Consider the following 21991-nt stretch of genomic DNA (forward strand, 5'->3'; position numbering starts at 1 on the left):
AACTCAGATGACTCAAGTTGCAATCACAGCAGCCACTGCCGCGCCGCAGGATGACAGCTATGGACCCGGCTCGCGCCGCGCCTGGATAGCCGTATTCGGCGGCCTGATTGGCGCCTTTATGGCGATTCTGGATATTCAGATCACCAATGCGTCGATGAAGGAGATCCAGGGTAGTCTGGGGGCCACGTTGGAAGAGGGATCCTGGATCTCGACTGCCTATCTGGTGGCCGAGATGATAGCTATTCCCCTTTCAGGCTGGTTGAGCACAGGTCTGTCGGTGCGGCGCTATCTGCTTTGGAACGCGCTGGCCTTTATTGTGGCTTCGCTGCTCTGTTCATTTGCCTGGAATTTGGAGGCGATGATCGCCTTTCGGGCACTGCAGGGCTTCTTTGGTGGCGCCCTTATTCCCCTGGCGTTTCGCTTGATTCTCGAATGCTTGCCCACTGAAAAACGCGCCGTCGGTATGGCATTGTTTGGGGTAACGGCAACTTTTGCGCCTTCCATAGGCCCCACTCTGGGCGGCTGGTTGACCGAACACCTCAGCTGGCACTATCTGTTTTACATTAATCTTCCCCCTGGCTTGGTGGTGATGGCCATGTTGGCCTACGGTTTGGAGAAGAAGCCGATTCTTTGGGACAAACTCCGCAACGCCGACTATTCAGGAATAGTGACTATGGCGCTGGGGATGGGATGCCTGGAAGTTGTATTGGAGGAGGGTAATCGCAAGGATTGGTTTGGCTCGGATCTGATCCGTAATCTGGCCATCATAGCGGCAATCAATATCTGCCTGTTTATCTGGATCCAGCTGCGCAAGTCTGCACCTTTGGTGAATTTAAGGCTTCTGGGGCAGAGAGACTTTGCTATTTCTACCTTAGCCTATTTCCTATTGGGGGCGGCGCTGTTTGGTGCCATCTATATGATCCCGCTGTTTCTGTCGCAGCTACATGACTACAGTCCGTTGGAAATCGGTGAGGTCATTATGTGGATGGGATTTCCGCAGCTCCTGGTGTTGCCTCTGGTGCCGAGACTAATGCAGAAAGTTGACGGCCGTTACCTGGCGGCGTTCGGTTTTGCCATGTTGGCGCTCAGCTATTACATGAACAGCCATATGACCATGGATTATGCCGGACCGCAAATGATAGCGTCGCAGGTGGTTCGAGCCTTGGGACAGCCCTTTATCATGGTGCCGATTGGGATCCTGGCGACCATGCATCTCAAGCCTGAGCAAACGCCATCGGCGTCGACCGTGCTCAATGTGGTGCGCAACCTGGGCGGCGCCTTTGGGATTGCGCTGGTGGCGACTCTGACAGACAACCTTTCCAGAATACATCTGGCGCATATCAAGGAAACCGTGCCCGCAGTGAGTGCCGGAGCCTATGAGGCGCTCAACGCCAACGCGGCGCTGTTGCAGGCAGCCGGCTCAGATCCGGTCACGGCTTCGGCACAAGCCAAGGCCTTATTGGCGCAGACCATGACCCAACAAGCCTATGTACAGGCCTACAACGATGTGTTTTTTATCATGGGCTGCCTGTTGGTTCTTGCCGTGGTGGCCGTGCTGTCTATCCGTAAGGCGGCACCTCAGGCGTAATCCGAAACATTTTCTTCATACCCTTTGGCCCGCCCCGTTGCGGGCATTTTTTTGCGCCGGATTTCAGACTGGTGTAGGCTGAGTTCCCGATAAATAACAGAGTACTATCCGTGCAGTGGCAATTATTACCCTTTGCTGAGTTAACCTTGGACACCCTCTATGAATTGATGAAACTCAGGGTGGATATCTTTGTGGTAGAGCAAAATTGTCCCTACCCAGAGTTGGATGAAAAAGACAGAGCGGCTGGGGCCATGCACCTGCTTGGCCGCAGCAGTTCCGGGGAGCTGTTGGCCTATGCCAGGCTGCTGCCTGCCGGGGTCAGTTATTCCCAGGTTAGTATCGGCCGGGTGGCCGTTGCGGCCAAGGCCCGAGGTGGTGGCCGTGCCAGACAGCTGATGCAGGAAGCGATTGGCGGCTGCCATAAGCTGTGGCCCGCTGAAAATATCAAGATTGGTGCGCAGGAGTATCTGCGGGCGTTTTATCAGAGTTTGGGGTTTGAAGCGGTTTCAGAGGTCTATCTGGAAGATGGCATTCCCCATCTGGATATGTTGTTGCACTCTCAAAAGAAGGACACTTGAATGTCGTTATATCGTATAAACCAGCGTCAAATCGTTTGTGTGGCCAGCTTTCTGGCCAAGCCGGGTAAAGAGCAGGCCTTGATTGAGGCTCTGGGAGCGCTGATCCCGGACACCCGCAAGGAGGATGGCTGCATTCGCTACGAATTGAATCAGAGTCGCGATGAGCCGCGCAGGATCACTTTCGTTGAGAAGTTTGTCGACATCGAATCTTTCGACCAGCACTGCGCCAAAGACGCCATCCAGCACTATTTCCATCAGCAGATGCCTGAGCTGGTAGAGTCCCATCATGTAGAGACTTATCAGGAAATCATCGTCTGATATTTCTGGTATGAGTTGAAAACAGCTGCAACTAAAAATGCCCCATTAGGGGCATTTTTCAGGCTCGGAGGCGAATGTCCGGCTGCAGATCCAGCTCACCTGCCGAGGAGATGGTCGCCAGCTGCGCATGCTGGGCTATGATGGCCAAAGGGCCACTGAGCAGGTTACGTACAAACAGCAAGCGATAACCATATCCCTGTAAGCGATAAAAGGCGAGTTGTTGCTCGGCAGTCATGGCATGCCAATGAATGCTATTGCTGACCTGCTCGGCATCCGGCTTTCGTCTGTCAGGTACTTGTGTGGCGATCATAGTGACTCTTACCCCAGGTTGGCACTCGCGGACTATAAGGCGCTGCAGTTGTTACGTATTCGGCTAATATAACAGGCTTGCACGGGGTAAAATATGACTTTGGGCAAAAAATATGCAAATTAGTGCTTCGGAGTTAACCTCAAGGCTTAAGTCTGCCGCCTCCGGTAACAGGGGCAAAATCGATTGAGTCATAAACAAGGAGCAGCATGTTGTCATATATTGAACCTGTGTTTCGGCCGCCATCGGAGTGGAAATCTCTCATACTGCAGGTGACCAATGGTTGCAGCTGGAATCGCTGCGCCTTTTGTGACATGTATACCCAGGAGCAGAAGCGCTTCAGGGCGTTCAAGTTGGAAAAGGTGGAAGTAGACCTGCGCCGGGTTGCGGCCTCCGGCGTCGAGGTGAGCCGGGTGTTTCTGGCCGATGGTGATGCCATGACGTTGCCGTTTGCCAGGCTGGAACAGATTTGTGAGCTGATTCATCACTACTTGCCCAATGTCAGTCGCATCAGTAGCTATTGTTTGCCGCGCAACCTAGACAACAAGAGTGTGGAGCAGTTGCAGCGGCTGCGGCAACTCAAGTTGTCCTTGCTGTATGTCGGTTGTGAGAGTGGCGATGATCAGGTGCTGAATCGTATCGGCAAGGGAGAGAGTTACGCCTCCTCATTGGCAGCGCTGGAGAAAATTCGTGCCGCCGGAATAAAGTCATCTGTGATGATACTCAGTGGTCTGGGTGGCGTGGATTTATCGAAGCAACACGCACTTAATTCGGCGCGGCTGATGAATGCGGCGCAGCCGGATTATCTCAGCACCCTGGTGGTGACTCTGCCACTTGGCAAGGAAAGAATGGATAGTGCGTTTGATGGCGACTTTCAAATGCCGGACCAAAGACAACTGTTGCAGGAGATGCGTTATTTGCTGCAGGCGCTGGAGTTAGAGCAGACCATTTTCCGCTCGGATCATGCTTCCAATTACTTGGTGTTGAAAGGCATACTTGGCCGGGACAAGGCCAGATTGTTGGCGACGGTTGAGGAGGCGCTCGCAGGACGCTTCGCCCTGCGAGCCGAGTGGCAAAGAGGCTTGTGATCAGTCCTCTTGCCGCTTCGTGATCCTTATGTCCCGTGCCGGGCAAGGGATCTGGATCCCTGCTTGTTGCAGACCTTGCCAGATTTGCAGATTTATTTGGTACTTATCCTGAAAATAGCTGGCAGTTGGGACCCAATAGCGCACACCTATATCTATGCCTGTGCTGTTGAAACCATTGATACCCACCTGTGATGGGGAGTTGGCATCGACACTGGGATGGCTGCCGAGCACCGCCTGAGCTATGGCTATCGCCTGCTGGGGATCGGCTTTATAGTCGATGTTGAAGTGGGTTTCTACCAATTTGTTGGCAAAGGAGTTGTGCAGTATCTCGCCGATAATGTGTTTGTTGGGAATACTGATCTGCTCGCCCTCCTCGTTGGTGAGTATGGTCAGCCCCAGGCGAATATCCTTCACCAGGCCTGTGACTCCTTTGACCGTGATGGTATTGCCCACGATAAAGGGACGGGTGACTATAATGGTCACCCCGGCGGCATAGTTGGACAGCATGCCCTGAATTGCCAAACCGGCGCCCAGTGACGCGGCACCTATGGCTGCCACCATGGGGGTGACGCTGATCCCCAGTTTGCCCAAGGCGATGATGGCAATCATTATGATGATCAGTATCCGCACCAAATGAGTGACAAAAGTGGCCAGAGTGACGTCGACATTGTGTTTTTCCAACTGGCGGCTGACTGTGTTGGCTACCTTGGCGGCCAGCCACAGTCCCAGCAGAAAGATGATCAGTGCTCCCAAGAGTTGGAAGCTGTATTTCACCAAAAACTCGGTTATCAGATCATAGACATTTTGCAGCTGTGCCAACTCCAGCTCCAACCCGGTATTCTTCATTGCTTGGCTCCTTTCCTGAAATGCCGCAAGATATGGAAACAATATTCCTGAGTCATGTCACTCACTTGTATTCAATAACAGGGTATTCTGCCTCTTTGTTGTGGCAAATTAAAAGGGAACTATATGAGGTCTTTTGCAATACTGCTCTCTCTGTGTCTGACCATGCTGGTTAGCCCTATGATCCAGGCTTCCGAATATGCCGTGGGTGACACGCTGAAACCGATTTCACTGCAGGATCAGCATGAAGCCGCCATGGTGTTGGACACTTCAGCCAAGTATCTATTGTTTGGCCGCAGCATGAAAGGTGGTGAGATCATCAAAACCGCACTCGAAGGCCGCGATAACCAGGCGTTGCAGCAGGCGGGTATCTTTTATCTGGCCGATATCAGCGGTATGCCATCCTTGATTGCCAAATTTGTTGCCATCCCACAGATGCGGGATCTGAGTTTCAGTATTGCCCTGGACAAAGAGGGTGAGATCAGCAAATTACTGCCCGCGGCCAAGGATGCCGCCAGCCTGATCTCTCTGGACCAGTTGACCATCACCAAACTGCAATACTTTGATGACGCCGAAGCCCTGAAGCAGGCTCTCAAAGACGCCGGGCTGCAAGACTGAGCCCTTCGCAGCTCAAGCCTCAGCCTAGCTGCAGACTCAACATACTGATAGCCCCCATCTCCAGGCTGTTGTTGAACAGCAGCCTGCGCTCTCCCGGGAAGGCGCTTCCCAACAAATAAAACAGTGGCTGCAGATGCTCATCTGTTGGATGACACAGCTCGGCCGTCTTGACATCGACCAAGGTTTTGTAGTCCAGCAGCGCCGGATCTTCTTCAGCTATTAAACCCTCGGCAACCGCCTGATTAAACCGGGATGCCCAAGGCAATGGTGGGCTGCCTGGTGCCAAGGCGCGTAGATTGTGGACCACATTGCCTGAACCTATGATCAGTACGCCTTGCTCGCGCCAGCGCCTTAACTCGCGTCCAACCTGGAACTGCTGCTGCGCTCTGAGGTTTTGATCCAGACTCAATTGAAATACCGGAATATCGGCCTCGGGATAAAGGTGAACCAAGGCCGACCAACTGCCATGATCCAACCCTTGCGAGTCGATACGAGTGACAGGAATGCTCAGACTGGCAGCAATTTGCTCCGCCAACTCCGGCGCGCCGGCGGCCGGGTACTGCATGGCAAAGAGCTCGGCGGGAAAACCGCCGAAATCATGTATGGTTTGCGGCCGACTTGCAGTGGAAATTGCGGTGCCCCGTGTCAGCCAATGGGCCGAAATTAACAATATCGCTCTGGGCCTGGGGAGTGTTTGTCCCAGCTCTTGCCACTGCTTTGTGGTGGTGTTGTTTTGCAAGGCGTTCATCGGGCTGCCATGGCCCAGAAACAGCGCCGGCATTATCTGTGTCGCGGACATAGAGTCTCCAAATCAGTGGTAGGATGCAGTATGCAGTTCCTGACATATCTGCATTCAGCTTACCCGGATGCTCGATTGAAAATAATCGCAAAATACTCGCCATACTCTTCCATTAAATCGAATATCCCCTGCTCTCTTGCTTGCCGCTATGCTTTAGGTAGTTCCTGTAGCCGTTTGCTTTGAAGCGCCTTCAAGCGAGTAGCAATCATGGTTTGTATTTGAGGGGGAAAGTAGTAATTGCATGATTCTTAATGCTTTTATTTTATAGTTGCTACGGCTTGAATTTTCGGAATAAAAAATTGATTTTAATGTATAAAAATTCATTGCGTGAGGGGCGGAAATAGCGTTTACTGCGCTGGATTTTAACCCGCTTCGGCGAGGCTGTTCGCCGCACTTGAATGTCGAGGAGACACAGGGCCAATGAGCCAATTTCAATCTATTGATGTTGCTGATTACTATGACAATGAAACCTTTGAGCGTATCAAAGCTTTTGCCAGTGATAAGGTGACACCTTTTGTGGTGATAGATACCAAGATCATCGCGAAACAGTATGATGATATGGTGCAGAGCTTTCCCTTTGCCAGCGTTTATTATGCAGTGAAGGCCAACCCGGCACCTGAGATCCTCAGCTTGCTGCGTGATAAGGGAGCCAATTTTGACATAGCTTCCATCTATGAGCTGGATATGGTGATGGAGTTGGGTGTTTCCCCTGAGCGGATAAGCTATGGCAACACCATTAAAAAACGCAAGGATGTCAGAGCCTTCTACCAGCGTGGCGTGACTATGTTTGCCTCCGACTCAGAGGCCGATCTGCGGATGATTGCCGAAGAAGCCCCTGGGGCCAAGGTCTATGTGCGGATCCTTACCGAAGGTACAGAAACCGCCGATTGGCCGTTGTCGCGTAAGTTCGGCTGTCAGAACGAGATGGCCTATGAGCTTTTGGTGCTGGCCAAGGAGTTGGGGTTAAAGCCCTACGGCTTGTCGTTCCACGTGGGTTCACAGCAGCGGGACATAGGGGCTTGGGATGCGGCAATCGGTAAGGTTAAGGTGATCTTTGACAGGCTCAAAGAGGAACATGGCATAGTGCTGGAGATGATCAATATGGGCGGCGGCTTTCCGGCCAACTATATCGACAGGACCAATAGTCTCACCACTTACGCCGAGCAGATCATTCACTTCCTCAAAGAGGATTTTGGTGAGCAGTTGCCCAAGATAGTGCTGGAACCCGGGCGCTCCTTGATTGCCAATGCCGGTGTGCTGGTCTCTGAGGTGGTATTGATCAGCCGCAAGTCCAACACGGCACTGGAGCGCTGGGTATTTACCGATGTCGGTAAGTTTTCCGGGTTGATTGAGACTATGGACGAAGCGATTAAGTTTCCGATTTACACTGAGGCTCAAGGGGAGCTGCAACCTTGCGTCATTGCCGGGCCTACCTGTGATAGCGCCGATATTATGTATGAACAGTACAGTTACGGTTTGCCAGAGGATCTGGCCATAGGTGACAGGCTCTATTGGTTAACCACAGGCGCTTATACCACCACATATTCGGCGGTGTGCTTCAATGGTTTCCCACCCTTGCAAGACTACTATTTATAATCTCGGCCAAGAGTGAGGTTTTTGCTGAGATTGATTTAAACAGGGCGCCAAGTGGCGCCCTGTCTGTTTTGGATTAACCGTTAGCTTTGAGAATGTCGTACAGCTGTTCTTTCAGCTCCAGTTTGCGCTTTTTCATCTCTTTGACTTCTTGGGTATATTCACTGGAAAGCTGCTGCTCCTTATTCTTTATCTCTTTATCCAGCAGATTGTGTTCATCAAAAAGCTTCTGAAAATGGCTATCGCTGCTCTTGAGATTGGTGATCAGATCGCGGTATTCCGGAAACATTGGCGCACTCCTGTTGGCTTGGGGATTATTGTTAACCCTAACCTGTTTGGGATGACGAATATGTGACCTTGATCAATGGAAAGATTAACCGTTTGGTGGAGGTGAGTGAGGCCTTTTACTGCTATGCTTTCGAACAATCTGTTGTAAAACCAGTCAGACAATCGTAGCAAACTTGGTAACTCTGTTACGGCTGATTATTTAATTATTGCCGTAAAATCTGTGATCAAGTTAATCTTATCCGCTTCCATACTGGGATAGAGTCTCGGTAAGACGAATTTTATAATCAAAATTGAAAGGGGTTTTCACTATGGCTGATGTATTTCACTTGGGTTTGACCAAGCAGATGTTGGATGGCGCCACACTGGCTATCGTGCCTGGCGATCCTGAACGAGTTAAACGTATCGCTGAACTGATGGACAAGCCGACTTTCCTGGCCAGCCATCGTGAGTACACCAGCTATCTGGCTTATCTTGATGGTAAGCCGGTAGTGATTTGCTCTACCGGTATCGGTGGTCCTTCGACTTCCATCGCGGTGGAAGAATTGGCGCAACTGGGAGTTAATACTTTCCTGCGTGTCGGTACCACAGGTGCAATTCAGCCTCACGTGAATGTGGGTGATGTGATTGTGACTCAGGCTTCTGTACGTCTCGATGGTGCCAGTTTGCACTTTGCGCCAATGGAGTTCCCTGCGGTGGCTAACTTCGAATGTACCACTGCCATGGTTGCCGCCTGTCGTGATGCCGGTATTGAACCACACATTGGGGTTACTGCATCATCTGATACCTTCTACCCGGGTCAGGAACGCTATGATACCGTTAGCGGCCGGGTAACCCGCCGTTTTGCCGGTTCAATGAAAGAGTGGCAGGAAATGGGCGTACTCAATTATGAAATGGAGTCTGCGACTCTGTTCACCATGTGTGCCTCTCAAGGCTGGCGCGCCGCTTGTGTCGCCGGTGTGATTGTCAACCGTACCCAGCAAGAGATCCCCAATGAGGCAACCATGAAACAAACTGAAGTCAGTGCGGTTTCCATTGTGGTCAACGCCGCCAGAAAACTGCTGGCCTGATTAGGTAAAAAATGGAAAAGGCGCTCACTGAGCGCCTTTTTAATGAACCATGACCCGGCTCAGAAATGATATTGAGCTATCACCGAATAGGTGTTCTGGTCGACACCGTCCACACCATACTTGTTCTGCCAGTAATCATACTCGATACCTACCAGAAACTTATCCTTCTTGGCTTCGCCAAAAAGCACTGCGCCCAGGTCGTATTTGATCTGGGGGTTGATATGGATATTTTCTTTATAGCCGTCTTCTTCGGCGGCAAATACCCAGTCGATAAAGCCATCGAAGACAATCTTGCTGTTGCCCACGGGAATGTCGATGCGGAACACAGGAGTCAACTGCCAGCCATCGCTGATATTGGCGCTGTTTTGGGCATCACGGCGATAGGTGTTCAGCTGGAAATAGGTGAAGTAGGGCAGCTTGAGGTCCATACCTATACCGTAGAGCAGTGTTTCCACCGGGCCTTCGCCCTCTTCGAGTGTCAGCGCCAGTGACAGGTCCGTCACTGGGCCAAAGCCCACAGGTTTGCCGAGAATTTTACCGGCGCTGAAGCGAGTAGAGATCTCGCCATAGGTGGTGCTGTCCTTACCGCCATTGTGGCCGTTGAAATTGATAAAGTCTTGAAACACAAACCAATCGCCGTATTTCCAACCGCCGGCGGTTTCCAGGGTAAAAGTGGTTTGCTTATCCGATGGTGCCAGGTCGTAATCCTGGCCATAGAGCGCAGTGATATTGACATCCCACCATTGCACCAGAGGTTCGCTGAATGCTTGAGGTGAGAACAACAGAGCTGCGCACAGGCAGATTTTTTTCATCTTAGAGTATCCCTTTGGTAGAGTCAGAAGCAGTTTGCTGTTGTGCCGGCGGCTATCTGTTGGCAAAACGTTTTACCAAGGCTGAATTCTGTGATTCGATTGCCGGTCAAAAAGCCATGGCAATATAGGGAAAAACGGCGTCGGACTCAAAGCTTTTTTAACCTGTTGAAACGGTCGTTGAATAATTACATTTTTTGATTTAATTCAATTGATTGGAAAGGTAAATCAAATAATTTCCAACAGCTTTGACTCACAAAGATGTAAAGAAAAGTTGAATTTTGTGAGCTGAAAGTCATTTGGTCAGCGAATCCTGAAGGTATCAATTGATTCAAGTTGACATATTATGTCGCCAAGGGATGCAACTGCTGATATAGTGCCAAGATGGACACTTGATTTCTGGGGGGAGGGATATATGGCGTCTTCGGATCCCATGCTTTATTGGGCCTTAATCGGTATAGTGCTGATGCTGGCTGAACTGATACTGCCTGGCGGGATAGTGGTATTTCTCGGTGCAGCCTGTTTATTGGTAGCCGGGGCTATCTGGGTGGGTTTGGTCGAGGGCTGGGCACAAAGCCTGACCCTGTGGTTTATCTCCTCAATCGTCTTGCTGTTGAGCTTCAGGCAACTGACTCAACGTTTGGTGGGAGGCGACTCTCACGTTGGCAATACCGACGAGGAGCTGGATCTGTTTAATCTGCCGGCCCGGGTCAAGGAAACCATTGGGCCGGGTGAAAAAACCGGTCGCATCGAATTTCAGGGGGCGGATTGGCCCGCACTGGGAGACGGCTCGGAGATCCCGGTCGGCACCAGAGTGAAGGTCATCTGTCGCGATAATATTGCTCTGGTAGTGGAACCACTCGACGACTCTGAATAATCAATCAAGCAGGAAGGACTCTATGTTTGCATTTACCATTTTTATACTTTTTGTTCTGTTCATTCTCTATAAGCTGATGTTGATTGTGCCCATGCGTGAGGTGCATGTCATTGAGCGTCTGGGGAAATTCCGTACTGTACTACAGCCGGGCTTTCACTTTTTAATTCCCTTCTTCGATCGAGTCGCTTATCGACACGATACCCGTGAGCAGGTGCTTGATGTACCGCCGCAGAGCTGTATTTCCAAGGACAATATCCAGCTGGAAGTCGACGGCCTGGTTTATCTCAAGGTGATGGACGGCAAGCTGGCCAGCTATGGTATTGAAGACTATCGTCTGGCGGCGGTAAACCTGGCACAAACCACAATGCGTTCCGAGATAGGTAAACTGACTCTGAGCCAGACCTTTTCCGAGCGTGATGCGCTCAACGAGGCGATTGTCCGCGAAATCGACAAGGCGTCCGATCCCTGGGGGATCAAAATGCTCAGATATGAGATCAAAAATATCAGCCCATCCAGGCATGTGATCCACACCCTGGAGAAGCAGATGGAAGCCGAGCGTCGCAAGCGCGCCGAAATCACCCTGGCCAGCGCCGAGAAAGAGGCGATGATCAACCTGTCTCAGGGTGAGCGTCAGGAAGCGATTAACATCTCAGAGGGCCAGAAGCAGAAGCGCATCAACGAGGCTCAGGGTACGGCGCAGGAGATTGCGATTGTTGCCAACGCCCAGGCCGAGAGTATGGCCATGGTTGCCAAGGCGCTGGCGGTCAACGGCGGCAACGAGGCGATGAACATGCAGCTGAAGGAACAGTTTATCGAACAGGTCGGTGAGATATTGCAGAAGGCAGATATCTCTGTGGTTCCTACTGAACTGGCAAAGATGGAAGGTTTTTTCGAGGGTATTCAGCAAGTCAGCAATACTGCTGCCGGTAGCAAAGGAGCGCGCAAATGAATCTGGGACAGATAGATACCGACATGATAGTACTGGGGATCTGGGGGCTTATCTTCCTGATCTTTATCGTCAAGCTGTTTCAGTCGATTCGCTTGGTGCCAACTAAATCTGCCTATATCGTGGAGCGTTTGGGTAAATACCATATGACTCTGGATGCCGGCTTCCACGCTTTGTTGCCTTTTATCGATAAGGTCGCCTATATCCATGACCTGAAAGAAGAAACCATAGATGTGCCGCCTCAGGAGTGCTTCTCCAGCGACGAGGTGAATGTCGAGGTGGATGGGGTTATCTATATTTCTGTGGTGGATCCGGTCAAGGCCAGTTACGGGGTAACCGATTACCGTTATGCGGCCATTCAACTGGCGCAGACAACCACCCGCTCTGTGATAGGCACTCTGGAGCTGGACCGCACCTTTGAAGAGCGCGACTTGATTAGTGCCAAGGTGGTAGAGGTACTGGATCAGGCCGGTGCCACCTGGGGGATTCGGGTGCATAGATATGAGATCAAGAATATTACGCCGCCGGAAACCGTGAAAAATGCCATGGAGATGCAGGTCAATGCCGAGCGTGAACGCCGGGCATTGCTGGCCAAGAGTGAAGGTGATAAGCAGAGTAAGATCAATCGTTCCGAGGGTTTGAAGCAGGAGATGATCAACCACTCAGAGGGTGAGATGCAACGCCGAATCAACGAGGCCGAAGGTAAGGCTGAGGAGATACTGGCGATTGCCCGTGCTACTGCAGATTCGATAGAGAAGTTGGCCGAAGTTATCGCTGCGCCCGGTGGCAAAAACGCGCTGCGGATGCAACTGGGTGAGCAGTATCTGGCGCAGCTCAGCGGTCTGAGTAAGCCTGGCAGCAAGATAGTCCTGCCGGGGAATATGGTGGACTTTGAATCCTGGATGGCCTCAATTGGGCTGACGGAAGAGAAGGCTCCTGACGCTTGATAAGCTAATTGGATCAAAAAAGCCGCTCTTGGAGCGGCTTTTTTTATGGTTTACTAGTCAGTCGATCAAGACTTGGTGCGTTTCATCGCAGTGAAGAACTCTTCATTGGTCTTGGTCATTGCCAGCTTATCGATCAAGAATTCCATCGCGCTGACTTCATCCATAGGATTGAGGATCTTACGCAGGATCCACATCTTCTGCAGCTCATCCGGTGTAGTCAGTTTCTCTTCACGGCGGGTACCACTGCGGTTGAAGTCAATGGCAGGGAACACCCGCTTCTCGGCGGCCTTGCGTGACAGATGCAGTTCCTGGTTACCTGTACCCTTGAACTCTTCGTAAATTACTTCGTCCATCTTGGAGCCGGTATCGATAAGCGCAGTGGCGATAATGGTCAGACTGCCGCCATTTTCGATATTACGGGCTGCACCGAAGAAACGCTTGGGTCTGTGCAGTGCGTTGGCATCTACACCACCTGTCAGTACCTTGCCTGATGAAGGCACAACTGTGTTGTAAGCACGAGCCAGACGGGTGATAGAGTCCAGCAGAATCACTACGTCTTTCTTGTGCTCAACCAGGCGCTTGGCCTTTTCGATAACCATCTCTGCAACTTGTACGTGACGGCTTGCAGGCTCATCGAAGGTGGAAGCGATCACTTCGCCCTGAACCAGACGCTGCATTTCAGTCACTTCTTCAGGACGTTCGTCGATCAGCAGCACCATCAACACCACTTCAGGGTTGTTGTAGGTGATGGACTGGGCAATATTCTGCAGCAGCAGAGTCTTACCGGCTTTGGGTGGCGCAACAATCAGACCTCGTTGGCCCTTACCCACGGGTGAGCAGAGGTCCAGAATTCGGGCGGTGATATCTTCGGTGGAACCATTCCCGCGTTCCATACGCAGACGTTCTTCTGCATGCAGTGGGGTAAGGTTTTCAAACAGGATCTTGTTGCGGGAGTTTTCAGGCTTGTCGAAGTTAACTTCGTTGACTTTCAGCAGAGCAAAATAGCGTTCGCCTTCTTTGGGGGGACGTATCTTGCCAAAAATAGTGTCACCCGTTCGCATGTTGAAACGACGGATCTGGCTTGGAGAGACATAAATATCATCGGGACCGGCCAGATACGAACCATCGGCACTGCGCAGGAAACCAAAACCATCCTGAAGTATCTCCAGAACGCCTCCACCGAAGATGTCTTCACCACTCTTGGCGTGGGCTTTCAATATAGAGAAGATGATATCCTGCTTGCGGGCACGAGCCATATTCTCCAGCTTCATTTCTTCGGCCAGTGCGACTAAGTCTGCAATAGACTTGTTTTTTAATTCAGTTAAATTCATTTTTGGTGGGTCTTGTTTCACGCGACAAAGCTTACGCGCTCAATCTCTCAAATTGGACTTGATGGATGTTGATTGAACAGCGAGAAGTGGGTTAGTAGAAAGAATCTGGTTATTAAAGTAGCACTATCAGGACAGGGCGTCCAGAAGTTTAACTGAACCCGGCACATTTTTATTTCGGGGCGTGCCGGGTGTCACTTATTTGATTTGAGTGATCAAATCTGGGCGTCGATGAACTCTTTCAACTGAGTCTTGGACAGGGCGCCAACCTGATTGGCAACCAGTTCACCGTTTTTGAACAACAGCAGAGTAGGGATACTGCGAACACCGTATTTAACAGGTGAAGCGTTGTTCTGATCTATGTTCAATTTGGCGATGGTCAGTTTGCCGGCGTATTCTTCGGCAACATCGTCCAGGATTGGAGCGATCATCTTGCATGGGCCACACCACTCGGCCCAGAAGTCTACCAATACAGGCAGTTCTGATTTCAGGACGTCATTTTCAAAGCTGTCGTCGCTCAGGTATACAATTTTATCGCTCATGATGTTCTCCAGTTGGGTTGCCATTGCTGGTCTGTTAATGGCTTAACCTGTATATTGGGTTGGATTAACGGCAATTCAAGTCACCGTTTTTTTCTTGTCGCTATTTCAAACGATCGAGTATCTTATTGCAACCCTAACTGGTATGCTTGCGCTATGAGCGAAACACATTTATCCCAACAAAAATTTGCCGAACTGCCACTCCATCCTGAAGTAATTCAGGCACTTGCAGAAAACGGTTTCGAATATTGTACGCCTATTCAGGCGCTTTCCCTGCCGGTACTTTTGCAGGGTAAAGATATCGCCGGTCAGGCGCAGACAGGTACGGGCAAGACCCTGGCCTTTCTGGTAGCAACTTTTAACCACTTACTTTCCACCGACATCCCCGCAGAACGCCAACTTAATCAGCCCAGAGCCATCATCATGGCACCAACCCGGGAATTGGCGATTCAGATAGCCAAAGATGCCACCTTGCTGTCCAAACACACCAAACTCAAGGTGGGGATTGTCTATGGCGGCGAAGGCTATGATGCCCAGCGCAAGGTGCTGGACAAGGGCGTGGATATCCTGATTGGTACTACAGGACGCATCATAGATTACGTGCGTCAAGGGGTTATCAACCTCAGCGCCATTCAGGCCGTAGTGTTGGATGAAGCGGATCGCATGTTCGATCTGGGCTTTATCAAGGACATTCGCTTCCTGTTCCGCCGCATGCCGGATGCCAAAGACAGGCTCAACATGCTGTTCTCGGCAACCCTGTCGATGAAGGTGCAGGAGCTGGCTTATGATCATATGAATGATCCGGTCAAAGTCGAAATTGCACCGGAAGAGAAGACCTCAAAAAACATCAAGGAAGAGCTGTTCTATCCTTCGATGAAGGACAAGATCCCACTGCTGCTTACCCTGATAGAGGAAGATTGGCCGGATAAGGCGATAGTCTTTGCCAACACCAAGCATCAGTGTGAGAACCTCTGGGGCTGGCTCGAAGGTGATGGTCACAGAGTCGGTCTGCTGACCGGTGATGTGCCGCAGAAGAAACGTCTTAAGATCCTGGAGCTGTTCACCAAGGGTGATCTGGATATTTTGGTTGCCACAGACGTAGCGGCCCGTGGCCTGCATATTTCTGATGTGTCCCATGTCTATAACTTCGACCTGCCTGATGACTGTGAAGACTATGTTCACCGTATCGGTCGTACCGGCCGTGCCGGTGCCAAAGGGGTTTCAGTCAGCTTTGCCTGTGAAGAATACGCCCTCAACCTGCCGGCTATCGAAGACTATATCAAGCACTCGATTCCGGTAACCTCTTACGATGCCGAAGCTTTGCTCGATGATATTCCAGCACCGGTTCGTATTCATCGTAAGCATGCCGGACCACGTAATACCCGTGATCGCGGCCAGGGACGTCCTCAGGGAGCCCATCGTAGCGGCGGTCGTCCGCCTCGTCACGACAGGACCCGCAGACATTCCTGAATGCCGAAACCCGCCTACGCAGCCATAACCCTTGGCTCCAATAGCTTCAATATGCTGGTTGCCCGTACTGTCGGCGGCCAGCCCAAGGTTCTCGCCAAATACAAACGTAAGGTGAGATTGGCCGAGGGAATCGAGGCCGATGGCAGTCTCAACCTGGCGGCATTCGAACGTGGCCTCGATTGCCTAGCCATGTTCGCCAATATGCTCGTGGAGCATCAAGTCGATGATGCCAATGTGGCCGTCATTGCTACCGCAACCCTTCGCTGTATCAGCAATGCCGATGAATTCAATCGTCGTGCTTTGCAAATATTAGGTCACCCGATAGAGATCATCTGTGGTATGCGCGAAGCCGAACTTATCTATCAAGGCATGGTGGCGACCACTCATGGTGAAGGGCGACGCCTGGTGATAGATATAGGTGGCGCCAGTACCGAGTTTATTGTGGGTGACGGTGAAAAGGTGCTGTTTAAAACCAGCCTGCCCATAGGCTGTGTCACCTACAATCAATGCTTTTTCACCTCAGCTCCCCTGCAACCGCTGGACTTTGACGATGTGCGAGACAGGGTGGATCAGACCTTGGCTGAACACAAATCGACTTTGAAAGCGCTGGGCTGGCATTCGGTGGTCGGTGCTTCCGGAGCAGTGCAGTCAGTGGTTGAAGTGTTGCAACACAGGCAGGAATCGGAAACTCTGACCCTGACGGTGTTGGAATCACTGAAGCAGGAGTTGTTGGCTCAGGAGAGCCTGACTCTGAATGGGATCAGCGGCCTGTGTCCCGAGCGGGCACCGACCTTTGCATCTGGTATCGCTATTCTGCTGGCGCTGTTTGAACTGCTGGGTATTGAACGCCTGCATTTATCCGGCGGCGCTTTGCGCGAAGGGGTGTTGCAGATGTTGGCCAAAAGGCAGTCTTTAGCACCGGCACAGTAAAAAGGACCTTCATCAGGTCCTTTTCTCATTTTTGGCTGCTACGGCCCGAGAGCACCATAGGTTACCCGGCATAGTGGCTTGAAAGATTACTTGAGGATCTTGGCCAGATCCTGCTCCAGAGAGACTTCCGGGCGTTCAACGATACGGCCAATCTCTTTGCCATCCTGAAGCACAATAAAGGTTGGGATCCGCTGGAAGTCATATTGGGCGGCCAGGCCCTCCGGATCCTTTTTCTGGCGATCTACCCCGATATAACGCACCTGGATATTAGGGTTGGCCACTTGCTCCATGATACGGATAAAGCGTGGTGTTTCTCTGTGGCAGTCCGGGCACCAGGTACCTATGATGACTACAATTTCTGTAGCTTTATCGACGGCTTTTATTGGGGCCAAGGCATCTGTCTCTACCTGATAACTCTGGTAGCCACTGCTGAATTCGGGTAATTCTGTCACCAGTTTCTGCGCTTCGACTGCGCCCGTTAAGATCACTTCCTGTTTCTCCTCGCTGCAGGTGGCGATAAAGCCTTCCTGTTTGTCTTCGAAACCACAACCGCCATTGGCCATAACCTGGCAACTGAAGAATAACGCGGTGGTGGCGAGTAACGCTTTTACATTCTGGTGCATCATACTACCTCGGGTGGGGTGACTCCATACCCTGATTCAACCATTGGTGAGGGATATGGCAAAGAGACAAACACTATGTATGTTAGCAAGATCACTAAATAATTTTGATCTGAACCAACAGGGGAGTCAGCGGGGGAATTAACTCATGCCGGGAATGGGGCAAATACAAAAAAGCCGCCTTGAAGGCGGCTTTGGAGTTCAATTTACTTGGCGTCTTTCAGCCATTGGGCGGCTTGCTTGGCAAAGTAAGTGAGAATGCCATCGGCGCCTGCGCGTTTGAAGCACAACAGAGATTCCATCACTATGGCTTTTTCTGCCAGCCAGCCGTTTTGAATTGCTGCCATATGCATGGCGTATTCACCGCTGACCTGATAGGCAAAAGTCGGCACACCCAGCTCGGTTTTGACTCTGCGCACTATATCCAGATAAGGCATGCCTGGCTTCACCATTACCATATCGGCACCTTCCTGGATATCCAGGGCGACTTCATGAAGTGCTTCGTCCGAGTTGGCCGGATCCATTTGATAACTGTGTTTGTTGCCGCCTTTGAGGTTGCCGGCAGAGCCGACAGCATCGCGGAAGGGGCCATAATAGTTAGAAGAATACTTGGCGCTGTAGGCCATGATCTGGGTGTTGACATGACCGGCGGCTTCGAGTGCCTGACGTATGGCGCCGATGCGACCATCCATCATGTCTGAAGGAGCCACCATATCGGCACCGGCAGCGGCGTGGGACAGCGCCTGCTTCACCAGAATTTCAGTGGTGACGTCATTGATAATATAACCGGTCTCATCGATGATGCCGTCCTGTCCATGAGTGGTGTAGGGGTCCAGCGCGACATCTGTCATCACGCCCAGCTGAGGGAACTCTGCCTTGAGCTCACGCACGGCTCTTTGCACTAAACCATCGGGATTGTAGGCTTCTTCGGCCATCAGGGACTTTTTCTCCGCCGGCGTGACGGGGAATAGGGCAATCAAGGGGATCCCCAGCTCTACCAGCTCTTCGGCTTCCTTGAGCAGCAGATCTATGCTGTAACGCTCAACGCCTGGCATAGAGGCCACCGACTCGGTACGTTTGTTGCCTTCGAGCACAAACATGGGGTAGATGAGATCATTGACCGTCAACTGGTTTTCAGCCATCAGGCGGCGGCTGAACTCATGCTTGCGCATACGGCGCATACGACGCTGTGGGTAGGCACTGGTAATTATGTTCACTTTGGGCTCCTGGCTGGATCTGAAAGGGTATCTTGCTCGGGATCGAAGGCGTAGACCCGATCCCTGCCTGAATTCTTGGCACGATACAGCGCCTTGTCGGCTTGCTCCAGCAACTGGGTGATGTGCATGTCCGACTCTATGATGGCGACGCTGACGCCGATACTTGCCGTCAGAGGGATAGTCTGTTTATCCCAACTGACATCCAAGGCCGAGATGGCGTGACGTATCTGTTCTGCCACTCTCAAGGCCCCGCTAGTATCAGTATTGGGCAATATAATAGCAAACTCCTCACCGCCAAAACGTGATACCAGATCACTTGGACGCCTGAGGATATTCTTGAGGGTATCGGCAATACTCTTAAGGGTTTGATCGCCGGCCAGATGGCCATGCTTGTCGTTAATGGTCTTGAACCTGTCTATGTCCAGCATCAGCAGTGCCAGCGGCGTCTGTTGCCGGCGGCTGATCCGCCCTTCGGCCTGCAGACGCTTGTCGAAGGTAGAACGATTTTTAACTCCGGTAAGGCTGTCTATTGTGGCCTGCTCGGTGAGCTTCTGGTTGGCTTCGTTCAGCTCTCTGAGCGCGATTTCCAGCTCCAGAGTACGCTCTTGCACCATACGCTCCAGCTTTTCGTTGCTCTCGGCTTCCATCCTCAGGGTTTCTTCCCTGGCTTCGCGGATCCGCTCTGCCTGTTTCAGGGCTTCCTGCTGAATTCTTTGCTTGGCCTTGCGCTCATCGTTGTAGCGTATTGCCAGCACCGCTGCCATAAACACTACCTCGAAAGTGAGCCCCAATAACACTGGCGTTTGTGGCATCAAGGGCAGTTTGATAAGACCCAGATACATGAGACAGGAGACGAAGATCCCCAGCGTCATTCCACTCCAGGAGACGGTGTAGAGCTTGGCGAGTTTATTGCCACGCATCGCTTGCAGGATACTGAAAATCAGCAACATTAAACTCACTGACATCACTGAGATTATCTCAATATAGATGGCGAGTGCATAATCGATAAGCACAGTCGCGAACATCAGCAGTATGGCGCAGGCCGCCGTGTAGCGACAGGCCCTCAACATGCGAATGCTGTGATATTTGAGCTGTAATACCTTCTCGGTAAAGAGGATCCCAAAGGCGATAACCAGAGGAACCAACAAAGGGATCACATACTGTTGCAACTGTGGCACATTGGGCCATAGGTAGCGAAATGCCGTGCCATTGATGCAGGCAACCAATAGGGTCATTGTGAGCACATAACCGGCGTAATAGCTGTAACTGAAGGAGCGGGTAGTCACTGCAATGAACAGTGCAAACAAGCCTATAGCGGCCAGGGCGCCTAACTGTATGCCATTGAGCATATTGCGGGTTTCATGGCTTTGCAGTAGCGCGTATGGCTCCCAGAGGTGAATAGGCAGATAGCTGCTGCCGGCCGTGGTCAGCTTCAACCAAAATTGGTGCTGTTCCTGCTGCCTGATGTCAAAGGCGTAGAGGAAGTCGGTACTCAATATGCTTCTGTGGCCAAAGGGTTGGGTATCTCCCAGAGTCAACTGACGTTTGAGACGACCATTGACGTAGTGGTAAACCTCCAGCCTGTCCATACTGGGGTTATTGAAGGCCAATATTCTGTTGAAACTGCCGGGTTCATCGGCGTAGAGGCTAAAGTTGAACCAGAGGCCATCGGTTCCCATGTCGACAAAGCTGTAGTCATTCGCTGGGTGCCAGGCCGAATCCGGCAGGTTGAGCACCTGGCTGAGGCGACTATCTGGGCCTTGCTCTGTTACTCGGGCACTGGGGCGCAAGTCCGAATCCAGCCCCTTTGAGGCTGAAACTTCGACGCTGGGCTCGGCGTTAACCGCCAGAGACAGCAAACTACAGAAGAGCAGCAGTACAGAGTAAGCATTAGCCATGGGTGCTCTCCAGCTTAAAGAAACGCAAGCTGTTGCTATAGCACTGGTGTGCAAGACTGTCCAGCGACTGACCGCGGATGTCGGCGACAGCCTGGGCGATATAAGGCAGATATTTGGGCTCATTGCGGCCGGATTTGGGCTTGGGTCTCATGCTGCGTGGCAGTAGATAGGGACTGTCGGTTTCCAGCAATAATCTGTTATCCGGGATCAAGGACAGGGCGTTTACCAAGTCCTTCCCCCGGCGTTCATCACAAACCCAACCTGTCACGCCCAGGTACAGATCTCTGGCAATATAGTCTTCGGCCTGTTTGGGACCGTCGGTAAAGCAGTGCAGTAGCGCCGCCGGTAGTGCTTCCAGATAGTCATCCAAAATAGCCAAAAAGTCATCATGGGCATCGCGCTGGTGCATCAGTACCGGGTATTGCAGTTCTGCCGCCAGTGTCAACTGGGCCTCAAAAGCCTGGCGCTGCTGCCGGCGCGGCGAAAAGTCCCTGTTGTAGTCCAGGCCGCATTCCCCTATGGCAACGACTCCAGGTTGCCTGGCCAGTTGCCTCAGTTCGGCGGCGCTCTCCGTCTGCCACTGGCTGGCATGATGGGGGTGGACACCAGCTGTGGTGTAGATTTTTTTGGGGTATTGTCGGCAAACCTGGATGCAATTTCGGCTTTCATCCAGATGGCTGCCAATAAGGATGAGCGGCGAAACACCCTGGTCCGCCGCTTCATTGATAACTCGATTGAGATTTTGTTCCAGGTGGCTGCCAATCAGATTGACAGCGATATCCAGGTATTGATTCACTGCAGACGCTTGACCCTGATAGTGCTATTGCGCCCTTCAGTTCCCAACAGGAATGAGCCTAAGGCGGCTTTTTCGATATAAACTTTCTGCCCGGATTCCAGGCGGAAATTGCGGCTGTCGGTCTGTTTCCAAACCTGACCGTTACTGAAGCTGATCTTGAGGGCACCATAGGGGTCTTTACCGACCTCGCTGATGGTCAGGAAAATCTTCGCAACTTCGTTTTTCTTGCTGGCCTGGATAGTGGATTCCAGGTTGTCGGCACCGAAGTCGGCCACAGGATCGGCCTGGACACTCTTGGCCACAGGCGCAGCGGCAACCACTGCAGCCTCTGTAGGGGTGACTTTTGCATGGGTGACTTTGGCAGCCAGCTCATCGTAACAGATGAGCCGGTCAAGCTTGTCAGATAGGGAGGCACACTGAGCCAATTGCTGTTCTATTCCGGCCTGAGCCTGAAAACAAAGCAGTGCAGCAGTAGAGGCAGCAATCCAGGTTAAACGCATGAATATCATCCTTCTTTTATTCTTGTT

At 51.7% G+C, this 21991-nt stretch carries 24 protein-coding genes; 12 read left to right on the forward strand and 12 right to left on the reverse strand.

Translation table 11 applies throughout. The annotated features are described in order from the left end of the window. The first annotated feature begins 7 nt into the window (after nt 1-7). The 3 genes from ON072_RS03560 to ON072_RS03570 all read left to right on the forward strand — a co-directional run bounded on the left by ON072_RS03560 (nt 8) and on the right by ON072_RS03570 (nt 2484). Nucleotides 8-1588, forward strand: a complete 1581-nt coding sequence (locus ON072_RS03560; protein WP_261752705.1) for a DHA2 family efflux MFS transporter permease subunit — start codon at nt 8-10, stop codon at nt 1586-1588. A gap of 110 nt (nt 1589-1698) precedes the next feature. Next, the gene (locus tag ON072_RS03565) at nt 1699-2166 is read left to right on the forward strand and encodes a GNAT family N-acetyltransferase (protein ID WP_261752704.1); all 468 of its coding nucleotides are present in this window, start codon (nt 1699-1701) and stop codon (nt 2164-2166) included. Continuing rightward, on the forward strand, nt 2167-2484 hold the full coding sequence (locus ON072_RS03570) for a putative quinol monooxygenase (protein WP_025011549.1): 318 nt from the start codon (nt 2167-2169) through the stop codon (nt 2482-2484). Nucleotides 2485-2542: 58 nt separating this feature from the next. Here the strand turns inward: ON072_RS03570 and ON072_RS03575 are convergent, their stop codons facing one another. After that, nucleotides 2543-2794 (reverse strand): hypothetical protein, encoded by a 252-nt coding sequence (locus ON072_RS03575; protein ID WP_025888228.1) that lies wholly within the window; start codon nt 2792-2794, stop codon nt 2543-2545. A 206-nt stretch (nt 2795-3000) separates the two neighbouring features. Here ON072_RS03575 and ON072_RS03580 point away from each other — a divergent pair, with 206 nt between their 5' ends. Continuing rightward, nucleotides 3001-3879, forward strand: a complete 879-nt coding sequence (locus tag ON072_RS03580; RefSeq protein WP_261752703.1) for a radical SAM protein — start codon at nt 3001-3003, stop codon at nt 3877-3879. On the opposite strand, the gene ON072_RS03585 is transcribed toward ON072_RS03580, so the two are convergent. Continuing rightward, complete coding sequence (locus ON072_RS03585; RefSeq protein WP_261752702.1) at nt 3880-4725, reverse strand: mechanosensitive ion channel family protein; 846 nt, start codon at nt 4723-4725, stop codon at nt 3880-3882. It lies immediately after the preceding gene. 123 nt (nt 4726-4848) lie between these two features. Between ON072_RS03585 and ON072_RS03590 the strand changes: the two genes are divergently transcribed. After that, on the forward strand, nt 4849-5340 hold the full coding sequence (locus ON072_RS03590) for a hypothetical protein (protein WP_107005215.1): 492 nt from the start codon (nt 4849-4851) through the stop codon (nt 5338-5340). 19 nt (nt 5341-5359) lie between these two features. On the opposite strand, the gene ygiD is transcribed toward ON072_RS03590, so the two are convergent. Beyond that, nucleotides 5360-6139, reverse strand: coding sequence for a 4,5-DOPA-extradiol-dioxygenase (ygiD, locus tag ON072_RS03595; protein ID WP_107005214.1), 780 nt, complete (start codon nt 6137-6139; stop codon nt 5360-5362). 420 nt (nt 6140-6559) lie between these two features. Between ygiD and ON072_RS03600 the strand changes: the two genes are divergently transcribed. After that, nucleotides 6560-7735, forward strand: a complete 1176-nt coding sequence (locus tag ON072_RS03600; protein ID WP_044735318.1) for a type III PLP-dependent enzyme — start codon at nt 6560-6562, stop codon at nt 7733-7735. 73 nt (nt 7736-7808) lie between these two features. On the opposite strand, the gene ON072_RS03605 is transcribed toward ON072_RS03600, so the two are convergent. After that, nucleotides 7809-8021 (reverse strand): YdcH family protein, encoded by a 213-nt coding sequence (locus ON072_RS03605; protein ID WP_025011556.1) that lies wholly within the window; start codon nt 8019-8021, stop codon nt 7809-7811. 307 nt (nt 8022-8328) lie between these two features. Between ON072_RS03605 and udp the strand changes: the two genes are divergently transcribed. Beyond that, on the forward strand, nt 8329-9087 hold the full coding sequence (gene udp / locus ON072_RS03610; protein WP_025011557.1) for a uridine phosphorylase: 759 nt from the start codon (nt 8329-8331) through the stop codon (nt 9085-9087). Between the two features lie 59 nt (nt 9088-9146). Here the strand turns inward: udp and ON072_RS03615 are convergent, their stop codons facing one another. Next, a complete protein-coding gene (locus ON072_RS03615) occupies nt 9147-9899 on the reverse strand; it encodes an outer membrane protein OmpK (protein WP_144190976.1) in 753 nt (250 codons plus the stop codon). A gap of 412 nt (nt 9900-10311) precedes the next feature. Between ON072_RS03615 and ON072_RS03620 the strand changes: the two genes are divergently transcribed. The 3 genes from ON072_RS03620 to ON072_RS03630 are packed head-to-tail and all read left to right on the forward strand — an operon-like array spanning nt 10312 to nt 12666. Further along, complete coding sequence (locus ON072_RS03620) at nt 10312-10773, forward strand: NfeD family protein (RefSeq protein WP_025888236.1); 462 nt, start codon at nt 10312-10314, stop codon at nt 10771-10773. 22 nt (nt 10774-10795) lie between these two features. Further along, a complete protein-coding gene (locus tag ON072_RS03625; protein ID WP_025011560.1) occupies nt 10796-11722 on the forward strand; it encodes an SPFH domain-containing protein in 927 nt (308 codons plus the stop codon). Beyond that, complete coding sequence (locus ON072_RS03630; RefSeq protein ID WP_044735315.1) at nt 11719-12666, forward strand: SPFH domain-containing protein; 948 nt, start codon at nt 11719-11721, stop codon at nt 12664-12666. Before ON072_RS03625 ends, ON072_RS03630 begins: the two co-directional genes overlap by 4 nt. Before the next feature lie 65 nt (nt 12667-12731). On the opposite strand, the gene rho is transcribed toward ON072_RS03630, so the two are convergent. Together rho and trxA are read right to left on the reverse strand one after the other, a co-directional pair. Then, nucleotides 12732-13997: a transcription termination factor Rho gene (gene rho, locus ON072_RS03635; protein WP_025011562.1), complete on the reverse strand. Its 1266-nt coding sequence runs from the start codon at nt 13995-13997 to the stop codon at nt 12732-12734. Between the two features lie 212 nt (nt 13998-14209). Further along, the gene (trxA, locus tag ON072_RS03640) at nt 14210-14536 is read right to left on the reverse strand and encodes a thioredoxin TrxA (protein WP_025011563.1); all 327 of its coding nucleotides are present in this window, start codon (nt 14534-14536) and stop codon (nt 14210-14212) included. Nucleotides 14537-14689: 153 nt separating this feature from the next. On the opposite strand from trxA, the gene rhlB reads away from it, so the two are divergent. After that, nucleotides 14690-16003 (forward strand): ATP-dependent RNA helicase RhlB, encoded by a 1314-nt coding sequence (gene rhlB, locus ON072_RS03645; protein WP_025011564.1) that lies wholly within the window; start codon nt 14690-14692, stop codon nt 16001-16003. After that, the gene (locus ON072_RS03650) at nt 16004-16933 is read left to right on the forward strand and encodes a Ppx/GppA phosphatase family protein (protein WP_025888238.1); all 930 of its coding nucleotides are present in this window, start codon (nt 16004-16006) and stop codon (nt 16931-16933) included. 86 nt (nt 16934-17019) lie between these two features. On the opposite strand, the gene ON072_RS03655 is transcribed toward ON072_RS03650, so the two are convergent. The 5 genes from ON072_RS03655 to ON072_RS03675 form a co-directional block, all read right to left on the reverse strand. Next, nucleotides 17020-17556: a thioredoxin family protein gene (locus tag ON072_RS03655; RefSeq protein WP_028781367.1), complete on the reverse strand. Its 537-nt coding sequence runs from the start codon at nt 17554-17556 to the stop codon at nt 17020-17022. 203 nt (nt 17557-17759) lie between these two features. Further along, nucleotides 17760-18770 (reverse strand): porphobilinogen synthase, encoded by a 1011-nt coding sequence (hemB, locus tag ON072_RS03660; protein WP_025011566.1) that lies wholly within the window; start codon nt 18768-18770, stop codon nt 17760-17762. Continuing rightward, nucleotides 18767-20668 (reverse strand): sensor domain-containing diguanylate cyclase, encoded by a 1902-nt coding sequence (locus ON072_RS03665; protein ID WP_123117031.1) that lies wholly within the window; start codon nt 20666-20668, stop codon nt 18767-18769. Before ON072_RS03665 ends, hemB begins: the two co-directional genes overlap by 4 nt. Beyond that, nucleotides 20661-21464 carry a TatD family hydrolase gene (locus ON072_RS03670; RefSeq protein ID WP_261752701.1) on the reverse strand — a complete coding sequence of 268 codons (804 nt, stop codon included), beginning with the start codon at nt 21462-21464 and terminating at the stop codon, nt 20661-20663. Before ON072_RS03670 ends, ON072_RS03665 begins: the two co-directional genes overlap by 8 nt. Continuing rightward, a complete protein-coding gene (locus ON072_RS03675) occupies nt 21461-21964 on the reverse strand; it encodes a hypothetical protein (RefSeq protein ID WP_025011569.1) in 504 nt (167 codons plus the stop codon). The genes ON072_RS03670 and ON072_RS03675 overlap by 4 nt, the downstream gene beginning before the upstream one ends. Nucleotides 21965-21991 lie beyond the last annotated feature (27 nt).

This window comes from Shewanella sp. K8 (assembly GCF_028823715.1).
GTDB lineage: Bacteria > Pseudomonadota > Gammaproteobacteria > Enterobacterales > Shewanellaceae > Shewanella > Shewanella algae.